Source organism: Pseudomonas sp. D4-21 (assembly GCF_051132125.1).
Lineage (GTDB): Bacteria > Pseudomonadota > Gammaproteobacteria > Pseudomonadales > Pseudomonadaceae > Aquipseudomonas.
The window spans coordinates 5,463,919-5,480,894 of record NZ_CP071664.1; the positions used below are offsets into that span (position 1 = coordinate 5,463,919).

At 61.9% G+C, this 16,976-nt stretch carries 17 protein-coding genes and 1 pseudogene; 14 read left to right on the forward strand and 4 right to left on the reverse strand.

The annotated features are described in order from the left end of the window. The first annotated feature begins 2 nt into the window (after positions 1–2). Positions 3–782, forward strand: a complete 780-nt coding sequence (locus J3Q04_RS24785) for an exodeoxyribonuclease III (RefSeq protein ID WP_434608858.1) — start codon at positions 3–5, stop codon at positions 780–782. 241 nt (positions 783–1,023) lie between these two features. Here J3Q04_RS24785 and J3Q04_RS24790 read toward each other — a convergent pair whose 3' ends face one another. Continuing rightward, positions 1,024–1,392 (reverse strand): DUF4870 domain-containing protein, encoded by a 369-nt coding sequence (locus J3Q04_RS24790; RefSeq protein WP_186615200.1) that lies wholly within the window; start codon positions 1,390–1,392, stop codon positions 1,024–1,026. A gap of 30 nt (positions 1,393–1,422) precedes the next feature. Next, on the reverse strand, positions 1,423–2,145 hold the full coding sequence (gene rph / locus J3Q04_RS24795) for a ribonuclease PH (RefSeq protein ID WP_420767157.1): 723 nt from the start codon (positions 2,143–2,145) through the stop codon (positions 1,423–1,425). A gap of 265 nt (positions 2,146–2,410) precedes the next feature. Here rph and J3Q04_RS24800 point away from each other — a divergent pair, with 265 nt between their 5' ends. The 6 genes from J3Q04_RS24800 to J3Q04_RS24825 all read left to right on the forward strand — a co-directional run bounded on the left by J3Q04_RS24800 (position 2,411) and on the right by J3Q04_RS24825 (position 7,714). Continuing rightward, entirely contained in the window at positions 2,411–3,274 is an 864-nt protein-coding gene (locus J3Q04_RS24800; protein WP_420767156.1) for a YicC/YloC family endoribonuclease, read from the forward strand. Positions 3,275–3,286: 12 nt separating this feature from the next. Continuing rightward, entirely contained in the window at positions 3,287–3,907 is a 621-nt protein-coding gene (gene gmk, locus J3Q04_RS24805; RefSeq protein WP_047735756.1) for a guanylate kinase, read from the forward strand. 167 nt (positions 3,908–4,074) lie between these two features. Next, positions 4,075–4,338: a DNA-directed RNA polymerase subunit omega gene (gene rpoZ, locus J3Q04_RS24810; RefSeq protein ID WP_003177259.1), complete on the forward strand. Its 264-nt coding sequence runs from the start codon at positions 4,075–4,077 to the stop codon at positions 4,336–4,338. Between the two features lie 60 nt (positions 4,339–4,398). After that, a complete protein-coding gene (spoT, locus tag J3Q04_RS24815; protein ID WP_030142176.1) occupies positions 4,399–6,504 on the forward strand; it encodes a bifunctional GTP diphosphokinase/guanosine-3',5'-bis pyrophosphate 3'-pyrophosphohydrolase in 2,106 nt (701 codons plus the stop codon). 33 nt (positions 6,505–6,537) lie between these two features. Next, complete coding sequence (locus J3Q04_RS24820; RefSeq protein WP_030142177.1) at positions 6,538–6,918, forward strand: RidA family protein; 381 nt, start codon at positions 6,538–6,540, stop codon at positions 6,916–6,918. Positions 6,919–6,973: 55 nt separating this feature from the next. Continuing rightward, positions 6,974–7,714, forward strand: a complete 741-nt coding sequence (locus J3Q04_RS24825) for a hypothetical protein (protein ID WP_434561625.1) — start codon at positions 6,974–6,976, stop codon at positions 7,712–7,714. Between the two features lie 128 nt (positions 7,715–7,842). Here J3Q04_RS24825 and J3Q04_RS24830 read toward each other — a convergent pair whose 3' ends face one another. After that, entirely contained in the window at positions 7,843–8,700 is an 858-nt protein-coding gene (locus J3Q04_RS24830) for an SDR family oxidoreductase (RefSeq protein WP_434608853.1), read from the reverse strand. Positions 8,701–8,888: 188 nt separating this feature from the next. Here J3Q04_RS24830 and exbB point away from each other — a divergent pair, with 188 nt between their 5' ends. From exbB to J3Q04_RS24860, 6 genes are all read left to right on the forward strand, one after another. Beyond that, positions 8,889–9,860, forward strand: coding sequence for a tonB-system energizer ExbB (gene exbB / locus J3Q04_RS24835; RefSeq protein WP_434608851.1), 972 nt, complete (start codon positions 8,889–8,891; stop codon positions 9,858–9,860). Positions 9,861–9,866: 6 nt separating this feature from the next. Next, positions 9,867–10,295, forward strand: coding sequence for a TonB system transport protein ExbD (gene exbD, locus J3Q04_RS24840; RefSeq protein ID WP_030142181.1), 429 nt, complete (start codon positions 9,867–9,869; stop codon positions 10,293–10,295). Beyond that, positions 10,292–11,047, forward strand: a complete 756-nt coding sequence (locus J3Q04_RS24845) for an energy transducer TonB family protein (RefSeq protein ID WP_434561619.1) — start codon at positions 10,292–10,294, stop codon at positions 11,045–11,047. Before exbD ends, J3Q04_RS24845 begins: the two co-directional genes overlap by 4 nt. 311 nt (positions 11,048–11,358) lie before the next feature. Next, a complete protein-coding gene (locus J3Q04_RS24850) occupies positions 11,359–12,279 on the forward strand; it encodes a hydrogen peroxide-inducible genes activator (protein ID WP_039593629.1) in 921 nt (306 codons plus the stop codon). 9 nt (positions 12,280–12,288) lie between these two features. Further along, positions 12,289–14,364: an ATP-dependent DNA helicase RecG gene (recG, locus tag J3Q04_RS24855; protein WP_420767151.1), complete on the forward strand. Its 2,076-nt coding sequence runs from the start codon at positions 12,289–12,291 to the stop codon at positions 14,362–14,364. Between the two features lie 78 nt (positions 14,365–14,442). Beyond that, positions 14,443–15,840: an aminoacyl-tRNA deacylase and HDOD domain-containing protein gene (locus J3Q04_RS24860; RefSeq protein ID WP_420767150.1), complete on the forward strand. Its 1,398-nt coding sequence runs from the start codon at positions 14,443–14,445 to the stop codon at positions 15,838–15,840. Positions 15,841–16,003: 163 nt separating this feature from the next. On the opposite strand, the gene J3Q04_RS24865 is transcribed toward J3Q04_RS24860, so the two are convergent. After that, positions 16,004–16,384: a helicase gene (locus tag J3Q04_RS24865; RefSeq protein ID WP_434608847.1), complete on the reverse strand. Its 381-nt coding sequence runs from the start codon at positions 16,382–16,384 to the stop codon at positions 16,004–16,006. Between the two features lie 225 nt (positions 16,385–16,609). Between J3Q04_RS24865 and J3Q04_RS24870 the strand changes: the two are divergent. Further along, positions 16,610–16,780: pseudogene (locus tag J3Q04_RS24870) on the forward strand (DUF6124 family protein); the annotation flags it as partial. Between the last annotated feature and the right edge of the window lie 196 nt (positions 16,781–16,976).

Below are 16,976 nucleotides of genomic sequence, written 5' to 3' on the forward strand. Positions count from 1 at the left end.
TTATGCGGATCATCAGTGTGAACGTCAATGGTATTCAGGCTGCAGTGGAGCGTGGTTTGCTCAGTTGGCTGCAAGCACAGAATGCCGACGTCATCTGCCTGCAGGACACCCGCGCCTCCGCCTTTGAACTGGACGATGCAGCCTTCCAACTGGATGGTTACTTCCTTTATGCCTGCGATGCCGAAGTCCCCGCCCAGGGTGGCGTGGCTTTGTACTCGCGGCTGCAACCGAAGGCTGTCATCAACGGTCTCGGTTTCGAGACGGCGGACCGCTACGGGCGCTACCTGCAAGCCGATTTCGACAAGGTCAGCATCGCGACCTTACTGCTCCCTTCGGGGCAGAACGGCGATGAAGATTTGAATCAGAAATTCAAGTTGATGGACGACTTCGCCCGTTACCTTGATAAACAGCGGCGCAAACGTCGCGAGTACATTTATTGTGGCTCGCTGTACGTGGCGCAACAGAAGCTGGATATCAAGAACTGGCGCGACAGCCAGCAATCTCCTGGTTTCCTGGCGCCGGAACGGGCCTGGATGGACGAGATCATTGGCAACATGGGCTATGTCGACGCCCTGCGTGAAGTCAGCCGCGAAGGCGACCAGTACAGCTGGTGGCCGGACAACGAGCAGGCCGAGATGCTCAATCTCGGCTGGCGTTTCGACTACCAGTTGCTGACGCCTGGGCTGCGCCGCTTCGTACGCAGCGCCCGCCTGCCGCGCCAGCCACGGTTCTCGCAGCACGCGCCGCTGATCGTGGACTACGATTGGACGCTGACGGTCTAAGCGTATGGACGAGCTGCTTCAGGCCGACCGGTCATAAAAAATACCCGTATCGCGAGATACGGGTATTTTTTTGGAGCATGTATCCGCTTCAGGCTTCAGTGATGGAATCACATCAAGCAAGAATCCATTTCTACGAAGCGTTATCAGACTTTTCCGATTGTTTTTATACAAACACCAAGTTTCGCACCCCTAATAAAAATGCCCCGACAACCGGGGCATTTTTATATCGCAGCGCTGTTCGCTATTTAACCAACCGCCAGGTAAAGGGATATCGGTACGGCTGCCCCTCATTGGCTTTCACACCGCCAATAATGGTCAGCACCAGCGCACCGATGGCGACCAGGCCAAACAGGAAGAAACCGATCACCACGATCATCAGCAGCAAGCTGATCGCCGCAGCGATCGCCACAGTGATTTGGAAGTTCAGCGCTTCCTTGCCCTGGGCATCGATGAACGGGTCGGACTCACGCTTGAGCTGCCAGATGACCAGCGGCCCGATCAGCGAACCGAACGGAATGAAAATTCCCAACAGTGCAGACAGGTGACAAAACATTGCCCATTGCCGCGCTTCTTTGCTCGGTTGGGGCAACAGGACTTGCTCATCACTCATGACATTCTCCTTGTCTGAAGCGCACAACAATCAGTCGGCCAACGCGGCCTTTTGCAATTCGAAGATTTCGGTCATGCCTTTCTTCGCCAGCTCCAGCATAGCGTTCAACTCTTGCGGCTGGAACGGCGCGCCTTCGGCAGTGCCCTGGACTTCGATGAAGCCGCCAGCGCTGGTCATGACCACGTTCAGGTCGGTTTCGGCGGCGGAGTCTTCGAGGTAGTCCAGGTCCAGCACCGGCTCGCCCTGGTACATGCCCACCGACACCGCGGCGATCATTTGCTTGAGCGGGTCACCGCCCTTGAGGCCACCGCGTTTCTTGATCACTTTCAAGGCGTCGACCAACGCAACCATCGCGCCGGTGATGGAAGCGGTGCGGGTGCCGCCGTCAGCCTGGATCACATCGCAATCGACATACAGCGTCACATCACCAAGCTTGGACATGTCCAGCGCAGCGCGCAGGGAACGGCCGATCAATCGCTGGATCTCCAGGGTCCGGCCGCCCTGCTTGCCACGGCTGGCCTCGCGCTGGTTCCGCTCGCCGGTGGCGCGCGGCAGCATGCCGTATTCGGCGGTCAACCAGCCTTGCCCCTGGCCCTTCAGGAAGCGAGGCACGCCGTTTTCGACGCTGACGGTGCAGATGACCTTGGTATCACCGAATTCGACCAGTACAGATCCCTCGGCGTGTTTGGTGTAGTTGCGGGTAATGCGGATCGAGCGAAGCTGATCGGCAACGCGACCACTTGGACGTTTCATAGGGAACACCTGTACAGGGGACGGAAAACTGCTGGGCATTATAAAGCCGTGCGCTGCCATAAGGCAGGTCTAAAAATCCAACGCGACGGACGAACGCGCTCAAAGCCCCGGCCGACGGGCTGCAGCGCTTTGTTACCGGAGCTGTTTGGGCGCTTGCGTCGCACTGCGCTACAATCCTGCGCCTTTGCTGTCCTTCAGCATCAACCCACAGACCCCAGGCCCCACGACGACCGATTGTGGCCGGCTTGCATTGCGAGGAATCCCCATGGTGCACAGCATGACCGCCTTCGCCCGAGTCGAAAAGGCCGGCGCCCAAGGCACGCTGAGCTGGGAATTGCGCTCGGTCAACAGCCGCTACCTGGAGCCGCATCTGCGCCTGCCCGAATCCTTCCGCGACCTGGAAGGCAGCGTGCGCGAAGCGCTGCGCCAGGGCTTGTCCCGGGGCAAATTGGAATGCACCCTGCGCTTCACCGAAGAAAGCAGTGGCAAGACGCTGCAGGTCGATCGCGAACGCGCCGCGCAACTGGTCGCGGCCGCAGAAACCGTCGCAGGCTTGATCAAGAACCCCGCCGCCCTCAATCCGCTGGAAATACTGGCCTGGCCAGGCGTACTGGTCGGCGATGCGAGCGATCCCCAAGCGCTGAATGCCGAGGCGCTGGCACTCTTCACTCAAGGGCTGAAGGAACTCAAGGCGGGTCGCGAGCGTGAAGGCGCGGAGCTGGCCCGTCTGATCAACGAGCGCCTGACTTCTATTGAAGAAGATGTCGTCACCCTGCGCGAACTGGTCCCGCAAATGCTCGCCACCCAACGCCAGAAAGTCCTCGACCGCTTCGCCGACATGCAGGCCGAGCTGGACCCGCAGCGCCTGGAACAGGAAATGGTCATGCTCGCGCAAAAAAGCGACGTGGCCGAAGAACTGGATCGCCTGAGCACCCACATCATCGAAGTTCGCCGGGTGCTCAAGTCCGGCGGCGCGGCCGGTCGCCGCCTCGACTTCCTGATGCAGGAGCTCAACCGCGAAGCCAATACACTGGGCTCCAAAGCCTTCGACCCGCGCAGCACGCAGGCGGCGGTCAACCTCAAGGTGTTGATCGAGCAAATGCGCGAACAAGTGCAGAACATTGAGTAAGGCTAACCCGACATGACCCACAGCACCGGCACTCTCTACATCATTTCCGCGCCCTCGGGCGCTGGCAAGACCAGCCTGGTCAAGGCATTGATCGATGCCGAGCCGCAGATCCGCGTCTCGGTCTCGCACACAACCCGCGCCATGCGCCCGGGCGAAGTGAATGGCGTGAACTATCACTTCGTTGACCGTGAAGAGTTCGTGAGGATGGCCGAGCACGGCGATTTCCTCGAGCGCGCCGAAGTCTTCGGCAACCTCTACGGCACTTCGCAGAGCTACCTCCAGCAAACCCTCGACGAAGGCCACGACCTGATCCTGGAAATCGACTGGCAAGGCGCCGAACAAGTTCGCAAGCTGATGCCCCAGGCCCGCTCCATCTTCATCCTGCCGCCGAGCCAGCAAGCCTTGCGCCAACGCCTGACCAACCGCGGCCAGGACAGCGATGAAATCATCGAAGGCCGGATGCGTGAAGCGGTCAGCGAAATGAGCCATTACGTCGATTACGATTATCTGATCATCAATGACGATTTTGCCCACGCGCTGGACGACCTGAAGGCGATTTTCCGCGCCAGCCAGCTGCAACAGAAGCGCCAACAGCAACGTTTCGGCAAGCTTTTGGCTGAACTGCTGGGCTGAACAGCCCTTCCCAAAACCGCTGCGACGGCTTTACATTGGTACTCGCAGCGCGCCGAGGGGTTTGATCAAAAAATCAGCGCTTCCCTAAACGCTGGTGTTTTTTTAAACTGTTGAGTCCGCTCGCCCAACCGGGCAGCGCGCATATTGCATTCGCTCCGAGGAATACCATGGCCCGCGTAACCGTTGAAGACTGCCTAGAACACGTGGAAAACCGCTTTGAGCTGGTCATGCTCTCTACCAAGCGTGCCCGTCAACTGGCCACCGGCGGCAAAGAGCCATTGGTCCAGTGGGAAAACGACAAGCCTACCGTGGTAGCGCTGCGTGAAATCGCCGAAGGCCTGATGAGCTACGAGTTCATCGCCAACGCTGAAATCGTTGAAGACGAACCGCTGTTCGCAGCGTTCGAGGACGAGTCCAACGAGGCGGTCTAAGCCTATGCCTGGTCGACGTAGCACGGCGCGGGGTCACAGCACACGGCAGGAGTCACTATCATGCCGAGCATAGACGCCCTCGCCGATCGCTTATCGGCCTACCTCGGCACGGACCAGGTCAACCTGGTCCGCCGAGCCTATTTCTACGCCGAACAAGCCCACGACGGCCAGCGCCGCCGCAGCGGCGAGGCGTACGTCACGCACCCGCTCGCGGTGGCGAATATCCTTGCCGACATGCACATGGACCATCAGAGCCTGATGGCGGCCATGCTCCATGACGTGATCGAAGACACCGGCATTGCCAAGGAAGCGCTGCAAGCGCAGTTCGGCGAAACCGTGGCCGAACTGGTCGACGGGGTCAGCAAGCTGACCCAGATGAACTTCGAAACCAAGGCCGAGGCCCAGGCCGAAAACTTCCAGAAAATGGCCATGGCCATGGCCCGCGATATCCGCGTGATCCTGGTCAAGCTCGCCGACCGCCTGCACAACATGCGCACGCTGGAAGTGCTGTCCGGCGAGAAACGCCGGCGAATCGCCAAGGAAACCCTCGAAATCTACGCACCCATCGCCAATCGCCTGGGCATGCACGCAATTCGCATCGAGTTCGAGGACCTGGGTTTCAAGGCGATGCACCCGATGCGTTCGGCGCGCATCAACCAGGCCGTCAAGCGCGCCCGGGGCAATCGCAAGGAAATCGTCAACAAGATCGAAGAGTCCCTGAGCCACTGTCTGGCCATCGACGGCATCGAAGGCGAAGTCAGCGGGCGGCAGAAACACCTGTACGGCATCTACAAGAAAATGCGCGGCAAGCGCCGGGCCTTCAACGAAATCATGGACGTCTATGCGTTCCGGATCATCGTCGACAAGGTCGATACCTGCTACCGCGTGCTGGGTGCTGTCCATAATTTGTACAAACCGCTGCCTGGGCGCTTCAAGGATTACATCGCGATTCCCAAGGCCAACGGTTACCAGTCGCTGCATACCACGCTGTTCGGCATGCACGGCGTACCGATCGAAATCCAGATCCGCACCCGTGAAATGGAAGAGATGGCCAACAACGGCATCGCCGCCCATTGGTTGTACAAATCCAGTGGCGACGAGCAACCCAAGAGCACTCACGCCCGCGCGCGGCAGTGGGTCAAGGGCGTGCTGGAAATGCAGCAACGGGCCGGCAATTCCCTGGAATTCATCGAGAGCGTGAAGATCGACCTGTTCCCGGACGAGGTCTACGTCTTCACGCCCAAGGGCCGGATCATGGAGCTGCCCAAAGGGTCCACAGCGGTGGATTTCGCCTACGCCGTGCACACCGACGTCGGCAACAGCTGCATTGCCTGTCGCATCAATCGTCGCCTGGCACCGTTGTCCGAACCGCTGCAAAGCGGCTCCACTGTGGAAATCGTCAGCGCCCCCGGCGCGCGCCCCAACCCGGCGTGGCTCAACTTTGTGGTCACCGGCAAGGCCCGCACGCATATCCGCCATGCGCTGAAGCTGCAACGTCGCTCCGAGTCCATCAGCCTGGGCGAACGCCTGCTGAACAAGGTACTGAACGGCTTCGACAGTTCCCTGGACAAGATCCCGGCCGAGCGCGTACAGGTCATGCTCCACGAATACCGTCTCGAATTGATCGAAGATCTGCTCGAGGACATCGGTTTGGGCAATCGCATGGCCTACGTCGTCGCCCGCCGACTGCTCGGCGAAGGCGAACAATTGCCGAGCCCTGAAGGTCCGCTGGCGATTCGCGGCACCGAAGGCCTGGTCCTCAGTTACGCCAAGTGTTGTACGCCGATTCCTGGCGATCCGATTGTCGGCCATCTGTCCGCCGGCAAAGGGATGGTGGTGCACCTGGACAACTGCCGCAATATCAGCGAAATCCGCCACAACCCGGAAAAATGCATCCAGCTTTCGTGGGCCAAGGATGTCACCGGCGAATTCAATGTCGAACTGCGCGTCGAGCTGGAGCACCAGCGCGGCCTGATCGCACTGCTGGCCAGCAGCGTCAACGCCGCCGACGGCAACATCGAGAAAATCAGCATGGACGAACGCGACGGTCGCATCAGCGTCGTCCAACTGGTGGTCAGCGTGCACGACCGCGTACACCTGGCCCGCGTGATCAAGAAACTGCGCGCCCTGACAGGGGTCATCCGCATCACTCGAATGCGCGCATAGCGTCTCACTCGCCCTCGTTACAAGGAGTCATGAATGACCAAGACCGTTATCTCCAGCGACAAGGCCCCGGCCGCCATCGGTACTTATTCCCAGGCGATCAAGGCGGGCAACACCGTTTACATGTCGGGGCAAATCCCGCTGGACCCGAAAACCATGGAGCTGGTCGAGGGCTTCGAAGCCCAGACCGTGCAAGTGTTCGAGAACCTGAAAGCCGTGGCCGAAGCTGCCGGCGGCTCGTTCAAGGACATCGTCAAACTCAACATCTTCCTCACCGACCTGAGCCACTTCGCCAAGGTCAACGAGATCATGGGCAAGTATTTCGACCAGCCTTACCCTGCCCGCGCTGCCATTGGCGTGGCTGCCTTGCCAAAAGGCGCCCAGGTCGAGATGGATGCCATCCTGGTCATCGAGTAAAACGCCCGGCGCAGCCTCTCCCGCTGCGCCGTTTTCGTTCTGAAAGGATTCCATCATGCGCAAAGCGCTTGCTTTCTCCCTGCTCGCCCTGCTCCTGGGCGGCTGCGCCAGCGACCCTGCAGACCGTGACATCAGCGGCACCTGGATCAACCAGGCCGCCATCGACGCTGCCGCCAAAGGCGGCCCGCTTCGCGAAGCATTGCAGGCCTATGGCCCGAACCTGGAATGGGACGTCAACACCCGGGCTGGCCAGGCGCGTTACACCAATGGTTTTGAGAATGTCGAAGGCAAGTTGCTGGGCGAAGAAGACGGCGCCTGGAAAGTCGACTTCTACGGCAGCTCGGCCAGCGAACTCAAGCGCGACGGCGACCAGTTGAGCCAGGCCGCCACCGAAAACGAACCACAGCAAGTGTTCGACCGCGCCCAAGTACAGGTACCGGAAGGCGCGCCGATTGGCGCCAGTTTCGAGCGCGCCCTGTATTCGGCTTATCTCGGCGGCATCTGGAACATTGCCGAAGGTCCTGGCCAGGGCGCCACCGTGCAATTCCAGCCCGATGGTCAAGTCAGCGGCTTGCCGGGCACTGATCGCTACGCCTTGTGCCTGGCTGGCGACTGCGCCTCCATGAGCGGTGGCAACGACAACATCTGGCTGCAACAGAACGGTCAGGGCAACACTTGGATTTTTTCCCGCGACGGCAAGAAACTGGAAATCTTCCAGACCGTGAACGCGGCGCTGGCGGATGAAATGCCGTCATTCACGCCGGGTGATCGCAAATGGGTGCTTGAAAAGCAATAACCCGGTGTGCCCCCTGTGGGAACGAGCTTGCTCGCGATGGCGGTGTAACGGTCAACCTTGATGTTGACTGTTAGGGCCTCATCGCGAGCAAGCTCGCTCACACAGTTGGTTTGGGGCTGTCAGGCGAATCAGCAACGACCTTCCAGAATCGCCGCATACCCCTCGCGAAAGCTCGGATAACGCGGCGTCCAGCCCAACGCCTTGGCCCGGGCGTTGCTGCAGCGCTTGCTGCCGGCGCGGCGCACGCTGGCGTCGTCGGCCCATTCGGTAACGCCCATGTAGTCACGCAACCAACCCACCACCTCGGCCAGCGGCGCGGGGGTGTCATCGACGCCGATGTAGCAGTCTTCCAGCGTCTTGCCCTGATGATCAGCTTTCAGCAGAAACGCCAGCAGGCCGGCGGCATCGTCGGCGTGGATGCGGTTGGCATAGAGCGGCGGGTCGGTCACCACGCGATAACCTTGGCGCACCTGGCTCAGCAGCCATTCCCGCCCCGGTCCGTAGATGCCGGTCAGGCGTATGCGACTGGCCGGGATGCCGCTGTCGAGTGCCACCTGCTCGGCTTCCAGCATCACTCGCCCGGAATAACCGCCCGCCTCGGTGGGCGAGCTTTCGTCCACCCACTCCCCGCCCTGCTGTCCATACACGCTGCTGCTGGACACAAAGAGCAATCGTTTGGGCCGCTGGCCATGCTGTTCCAGCCAGCCCAACACATGCTGTAACCCTTCGACATAAGCGGCACGATAGCCCGCCTCGTCATGATCGGTAGCGGCGGCGCTGTACACCAGATAATCCAACGACCCCACAGGCCAGTCGACGGGACACTGCGCACTGAACAGGTCCCCCGCGACACCGACAACCCCGGCCGGCAGGTTCGAAACCGTACGCCGCAAGCCATGGACCCGCCAATGTTCGGCCACGAGCTGGCTCGCCAGGCGGCCGCCTATATCACCACAACCGGCGATCAAAACAGAAGGCGCGGACATCAAGAACTCCTCTGGGAAAGCCGCAGACTAGCCTTCGCACTGGACGAGCGGCTAGCCATGAAGCAAAAAAAGTTACTGTATTACTTTTGTTAACAAGAATTACTTGCAATAATGCTCGCCACTTTTGTTCTCGGCCTCACGAGGCCTGGAAGAACATCAACCTTCTTTTATTCTCAGGTCCGGCCAGCATGACACGTTCTTTCTCTTCCGCTTCGCCAACCAACCGACCCCGCGCCTGGGGCGCCGTGGCAGCCTTGCTGCTCAGTCTGATGCTGGCGCCGAGCGCCGCCTTCGCTGATGCGCAGACGCCCGCATCGACCCCCGCCACCACGCCTGCTGCCACCCAGGCACCGGCGGACCCGGCCGCACCTGCTGCAACGCCCGTGGCCACCGATCCGAGCCAGGCCGTCGAGGCCGAGGCGCCTCAAGTGCTCGAAGCCGACAATACCCTGGGCATGGCCCACGACCTGTCGCCGTGGGGCATGTACAAAAACGCCGACGTGGTCGTCAAAGCCGTGATGATCGGCCTGGCCATCGCCTCGATCATCACTTGGACGATCTGGATCGCCAAGGGCTTTGAACTGCTTGGCGCCAAGCGTCGCCTGCGGGGTGAAATCGCCGCGCTGAAAAAAGCCACCACTCTCAAGGAAGCCAGTGCCACCGCCGGCAAGGAAGGCACACTCGCCAACCTGCTGGTCCACGATGCGCTCGAAGAAATGCGCCTGTCGGCCAACAGCCGCGAGAAGGAGGGCATCAAGGAGCGCGTGAGCTTCCGCCTCGAGCGCCTGGTCGCGGCCTGCGGTCGCAACATGAGCAGCGGCACCGGCGTACTCGCCACCATCGGTTCCACTGCGCCGTTCGTCGGCCTGTTCGGCACCGTGTGGGGGATCATGAACAGCTTCATCGGCATCGCCAAGACCCAGACCACCAACCTTGCCGTCGTTGCCCCCGGTATCGCCGAGGCCTTGCTGGCGACCGCATTGGGCCTGGTCGCGGCCATCCCGGCGGTGGTTATCTACAACGTCTTCGCCCGCTCCATCGCCGGTTACAAGGCCCAGGTTTCCGACGCTTCGGCCGAAGTCCTGTTGCTGGTCAGTCGCGACCTCGATCACCTGCCGCCCGAGCGTGGCTCGCAACCACACATGGTGAAAGTGGGGTAATCGGCCATGGGCCTGCATTTGAAAGAAGGCGCAGACGACGATCTGGCCGAGAACCACGAAATCAATGTCACGCCGTTCATCGACGTGATGCTGGTGCTGTTGATCATCTTCATGGTGGCCGCCCCGCTCGCCACCGTGGACATCAAGGTTGACCTTCCCGCGTCCACGGCCAAGCCGTCGCCACGACCCGAGAAACCGGTGTTCCTGAGCGTCAAGGCGGACCAGCGCCTGTTCCTGGGCGAAGAGGAAATCAAGGTCGAGAGCCTCGGCCCGACCCTCGATGCCAAGACCCAGGGCAAGAAAGACACGACGATCTTCTTCCAGGCCGACAAAGGCGTGGACTATGGCGACCTGATGAGCGTGATGGACGCCCTGCGCGGCGCCGGTTACTTGAAGGTCGGCCTGGTCGGACTCGAGACGGCGCCGAAGAAATGATCACGACGCGCCAAAAACTGACGCGTTACAGCGGTAGCCTCGCCGTGGTGCTGGGCGTGCACGCGCTTGCCATCGCGCTGGCGCTGAACTGGACGACGCGTCCGCCCCTCGAATTGCCGCCCCAGGCGATGATGGTCGAGCTGGCGCCGGTTCCTGCCCCGCCACCGCCCGCACCGCCGAAAGTCGTCACACCGCCGACGCCTCCGGAGCCGGTGGAAGAGCTGCCATTGCCAAAACTGGCCGAAGCACCGAAGGCGGAAATCGCCGTGCCCAAGCCGGTCAAGCCCAAGCCGAAGCCCCAGCCGCCCAAGCCCAAGCCAGTGGAGAAAAAACCGGAGCCGCCGAAGGAAACGCCGTCGGAGCAAAAGCCCGCCGACACTCAGCCCACCCAGGCGCCGACCGAAAAGTCCGCACAACCGGCCCCAGGCCCGTCGCCCGCGCAAATGGCGGCCAAGGCGAGCTGGCAAGGCACACTGCTGGCGCACCTGGGCAAATACAAGAAGTACCCGGCCAGCGCCCAGGCACGCGGCAAGGAAGGCATGAACCGCCTGCGGTTCGTGGTGGATGCCGAAGGCAACGTGTTGTCCTTCGAACTGGTGGGCAAGTCAGGCAACGCCGATCTGGACCGGGCCACCCTGGACATGATCCGTCGCGCCCAACCGCTGCCCAAGCCACCGGCCGACCTGCTGACCAACGGCACGGTCGAGCTGACGGCGCCGTTCCTGTACTCCATCGACAAGCGACGCCGCTGACCCAAACACCCGATGACAGGGTGAACCTGGTGGCGAGGGAGCTTGCTCCCGCTGGGCCGCGAAGCGGCCCCAAACCGGTGAACGCGATGCATCAGGCTGGTCGCATCCACCGAACCGGGGCCTGCTGCGCAGGCCAGCGGGAGCAAGCTCCCTCGCCACAATCAAACAAAGGCATCGAGAGATGCCTTTTTTCATATCCGGCAACGACCACACAGACATTCGACAGTGTCGCACCGCGCCTCCAGTCTGATAACGTGCGTCTATCGATTGCAGCCGGTATGCTTGGCTCGCAACTTCACGGACGTTTCGCCATGACCCTCACAGAATTACGCTACATCGTGACCCTCGCCCAAGAGCAGCATTTCGGCCATGCGGCCGAGCGTTGCCATGTCAGCCAGCCGACACTGTCGGTGGGTGTGAAAAAGCTTGAAGACGAACTCGGTGTGCTTATTTTCGAGCGCAGCAAAAGCGCGGTGCGCCTGACCCCGGTCGGTGAAGGCATCGTGGCCCAGGCGCAAAAGGTCCTGGAACAGGCCCAGGGCATTCGCGAGCTGGCCCAGGCCGGCAAGAACCAGCTGACCGCCCCATTGAAAGTCGGCGCGATCTACACCGTTGGCCCGTACCTGTTCCCGCACCTGATTCCACAACTGCACCGGGTCGCCCCGCAGATGCCGTTGTACATCGAAGAAAACTTCACCCACGTGCTGCGCGACAAGCTGCGCAACGGCGAGCTGGACGCAATCATCATCGCCCTGCCGTTCAACGAAGCCGATGTCCTGACCCTGCCGCTCTACGACGAGCCGTTCTACGTCCTGATGCCGGCCCAGCACCCCTGGACCCAGAAAAAAACCATCGACGCCGGTCTGCTCAACGACAAGAGCCTGTTGTTGCTGGGCGAAGGCCACTGCTTCCGCGACCAGGTGCTGGAAGCCTGCCCGACGTTGACCAAGGGCAGCGAAGGCGCCAAACACACCACGGTGGAATCCAGCTCTCTGGAAACCATTCGCCACATGGTTGCTTCCGGCCTGGGCATTTCCATCCTGCCGTTGTCGGCGGTGGACAGCCATCATTACTCCCCCGGCGTGATCGAAGTCCGCCCATTGACCGCGCCCGTGCCGTTCCGCACCGTTGCCATTGCCTGGCGCGCCAGCTTCCCGCGACCCAAGGCCATCGAGATCCTCGCCGACTCGATCCGCCTGTGTTCCGTGGCCAAGCCGCCCGCCGCCAAGTAAGCCGCTGCCATGACTGAGCTGTCGAAAGTGCCGGTCACGGCACTCAAGGGTGTCGGTGAAGCCATGGCCGAAAAGTTGGCCAAGGTCGGCCTGGAAACCCTCCAGGACGTGCTGTTCCACCTGCCGCTGCGTTATCAGGATCGCACCCGCGTGGTGCCCATCGGCCATTTGCGGCCTGGGCAGGATGCAGTGGTGGAAGGCACCGTCAGCGGCGCCGACGTGGTCATGGGCCGGCGTCGTAGCCTGGTGGTGCGCCTGCAGGACGGCACCGGCGGGCTCAGTCTGCGTTTCTATCATTTCAGCAATGCGCAAAAGGAAGGCCTCAAGCGTGGCACCCGCGTGCGCTGCTACGGCGAGGCGCGGCCCGGAGCCTCGGGGCTGGAGATCTATCATCCGGAATACCGCGCCATCACCGGCGACGAACCGCCGCCCGTCGCGGAAACCCTGACGCCGGTCTACCCGCTCACCGAAGGCCTGACCCAACAGCGCCTGCGCCAACTCTGCCAGCAGACCCTGACAATGCTCGGCCCCACCAGCCTGCCGGACTGGCTGCCCAAGGAGTTGGCCCGGGACTATCAGCTCGCGCCACTGGCCGACGCGATTCGCTATCTGCATCACCCGCCCGCCGATGCAGATGTGGAAGAGCTCGCTCTCGGACATCACTGGGCCCAGCATCGCCTTGCCTTTGAAGAACTGCTGACCCATCAACTGTCCCAGCAACGCCTGCGCGAAAGCCTGCGCTCGCTGCGCGCCCCGGCCATGCCCAAGGCGACGAAGCTGCCGGCCCGTTACCTGGCCAACCTCGGTTTCACCCCCACCGGCGCGCAGCAGCGGGTCGGCAACGAAATCGCCTACGACCTGAGCCAGCCAGAGCCGATGCTGCGGCTGATCCAGGGCGACGTCGGCGCGGGCAAGACCGTGGTCGCCGCCCTCGCCGCGCTGCAAGCGTTGGAAGCCGGTTATCAAGTGGCCTTGATGGCGCCCACGGAGATCCTGGCCGAGCAACATTTCATCACCTTCCAGCGCTGGCTCGAACCTCTGGGCATCGAAGTCGCCTGGCTGGCCGGCAAGCTCAAGGGCAAGAACCGCGCCGCCGCCCTCGCGCAAATCGCCGAGGGCGCGCCGATGGTGGTCGGCACCCACGCTCTGTTCCAGGACGAAGTGCAGTTCAAGAACCTGGCCCTGGTGATCATCGACGAACAACACCGCTTCGGCGTCCAACAGCGCCTGGCCCTGCGGCAGAAAGGCGTCGGCGGGCGCATGTGCCCGCACCAGTTGATCATGACCGCGACGCCGATCCCACGGACCCTGGCGATGAGCGCCTACGCCGACCTCGACACCTCGATCCTCGACGAACTGCCTCCCGGTCGCACGCCGGTCAATACCGTGCTGGTCACCGACACCCGGCGGGTCGAAGTGATCGAGCGCGTACGCAGCGCCTGCGCCGAAGGCCGGCAAGCCTATTGGGTGTGCACCCTGATCGAAGAGTCGGAAGAGCTGACCTGCCAGGCAGCCGAGACTACTTTTGAAGACCTCACCGCCGCCCTCGGCGAGTTGAAAGTCGGGCTGATCCACGGCCGCATGAAGCCTGCCGAAAAAGCGGCGGTCATGGCCGAGTTCAAGGCCGGCGTCCTGCAACTGCTGGTCGCCACCACCGTGATCGAGGTCGGCGTCGATGTTCCCAACGCCAGCTTGATGATCATCGAAAACCCCGAGCGCCTGGGCCTGGCGCAGTTGCACCAGCTGCGCGGCCGGGTCGGCCGGGGCAGTGCCGCCAGCCATTGCGTGCTGCTTTATCACCCGCCGCTGTCACAGATCGGTCGCCAGCGCTTGGGCATCATGCGCGAAACCAACGACGGTTTCGTGATCGCCGAAAAAGACCTCGAACTGCGCGGCCCAGGCGAAATGCTCGGCACGCGCCAGACCGGTCTGCTTCAATTCAAGGTGGCCGACCTGATGCGCGACGCCGACCTGCTCCCGGCGGTTCGCGACGCCGCCCAGGCGCTGCTGGAGCGCTGGCCCGACCATGTGAGCCCGCTGCTGGATCGCTGGCTGCGCCATGGGCAGCAATACGGCCAAGTGTGAGCACGCGCTCAGTTTTCTGGACGCGCCTTCTGGACAAGCTGGTTATACTGACCCACTTGTAGAATACGGACACCGACCATGACCGAAGCTGCCCTCGTCCCCGTAACCCCGCACGCTCCGTCTGTTATTCGGCAATTGCTCGAAAAACTGGGCATCGCCTTCGACGAAATCATCGAGCGACCGGGCCTGAATCCTGCTCGCAAAGTGCAAGCCGTGCTGCTGCACGATGCCGTCGGCGCGCTCATGGTCCTGTTTCCACAAAATCAGTTGCTGGACCTCAACCGTCTGGCCGAACTCACTGGCCGCAAACTCACGGCGGTGCCGACCGAGCGCCTGGAGCGCATGCTGGGCAAGCACAGCCTAAGCCTGCTGCCGGGCCTACCCGCGCTGACCAGCTCGCCATGCCTGTACGAAGAAGGCTTGCTGCGCGAGCCCAAGCTGCTGATCAACTCAGGCGAGCCGGGGCTGCTGCTGGAAGTCACCAGCGAAGCCTTCAAGACCATGCTCACCAAGGCCAGCGCCGCGACGTTTGGCGAACCCTTGGGCAATATCTCCCCGAACCTGGACCGCCCGGATGACGACCGCAAGGAAATCACCCAAGCCGTTCAGGCATTCACCGCCCGGCGTATCCAGCAACGGCTGGAAGAGACCATCGAGATCCCGCCGCTGGCCGAAACCGCGCAAAAAATCATCAAGCTGCGGGTCGACCCTGACGCCACCATCGACGACATCACCGGCGTGGTCGAAACCGACCCCGCACTGGCCGCCCAAGTGGTGAGCTGGGCCGCATCGCCGTATTACGCATCGCCGGGCAAGATCCGCTCGGTGGAAGACGCCATCGTCCGGGTGCTGGGCTTCGACCTGGTGATCAACCTGGCGCTGGGCCTGGCCCTGGGCAAGACCCTGAGCCTGCCCAAGGACCACCCGCAACACACCACGCCGTACTGGCAGCAATCGATCTACACCGCCGCCGTCATCGAAGGCCTGACCCGCGCCATGCCCCGCGCCCAGCGCCCGGAGGGCGGCCTGACCTACCTGTCGGGCTTGCTGCACAATTTTGGCTACCTGCTGCTGGCCCACGTCTTCCCGCCGCATTTCTCCTTGATCTGCCGGCACCTGGAAGTCAACCCGCACCTGTGCCACAGCTATGTGGAGCAACACCTGCTGGGCATCAGCCGCGAGCAGATCGGCGCCTGGCTGATGCGCTACTGGGACATGCCCGACGAACTGGCCACCGCCCTGCGCTTCCAGCACGACCCCCACTACGACGGCGAATACGCCGCCTACCCGAACCTGGTGTGCCTGGCCGTACGCCTGCTGCGCTCACGCAGCATCGGCTCCGGACCGGATGAGGACATCCCCGATGCCCTGCTCGAACGCGTTGGGCTGACTCGGGAAAAGGCCAATGATGTGGTGAGCAAGGTGCTTGAAGCCGAGGTGCTACTGCGGGAATTGGCTTCGCAGTTCAGCCATTAAACGCAGCGGCACAAGGGCTGTTGTGGCGAGGGAGCTTGCTCCCGTTCGGCTGCGCAGCAGACGCAAAACCTGCCGACGCGATCCGTCAGCGCAAACGCACTAGCCTATTTGGGGCTGCTTCGCAGCCCAGCGGGAGCAAGCTCCCTCGCCACGGGGTTCTCGACTAGACCTTCTTGGCCTTCCTCGGCTTCAAATACTTCATCAACCCCTGAAACCAGATCACCAGCGCCGGATTACCCTTGATCTGGATCGACTTGTCCTGGATCCCGGTCATGAACGCCAGTTGCTTGTTCTTCGCCTGCATCGTGGCGAAGCCATAGCCTGCATCCTTGAACGCGATGGCGAAGGCCGGCGTTGGATAAACACCCGACTGGCTGGTGATGCGCTGGTTCTTCACGGTGAAATACCGAGCGACCTTGCCGTCCAGGGTTTGCAGTTGAAACACCAGCTCCTTGTCGCCCAGCTGCTGCTGGAAAGCCGGATTGGTGCGGCTGGCCTTGCCCATCAACCACCCCAGCATCCACAGCAAGAAACGAAATTTCATTGGCACAGCCTCGTGAGAAAAATGAACGGCTGGCGCAGTTTATCGCTTCTCCAGCGGAACGCCATCATCGAATCCGGTTTAAGGAAGATCGGCTATCTTTTGCGCATGATGACTGCCAAGTCATGTTTAGAAGCGGCATTCCATGGCCTTCAGACCCGTCGGAGATTTCCTTCAAAACGCCGGGCTGTTCATGAACTAGGCAGGGCAACCGAGCGCGGCTAACCTCTATTCGTCATCGCAAAAATCGCCGCCGACCTGGCCGACGACATCGACGAATCACGCCGCTGTGTAGCCCTGGCGATCAGTCGAATGGCTGATGGGGTTCAGTTGTTGGTTGAGCGCGCGCTGGATCATTTGGAGACGAAGGGGGTGGCGGCGTCTGCAGCCAAGGGATAGGACGGACATAGTGGCAAGCTGAACCGACGCCTTCGCGAGCAGGCTCGCTCCCACAAGGGATCGGGGTTGTCGCAAATATTTCAGTCACCACAAAACAAATGTGGGAGCGAGCTTGCTCGCGAAAGCGGTCGATCAGTCGCTATCGATGCAAGCTGAACGGCCGCCTTCGCAAGCAAGCTCGCTCCCACAGGGGAAA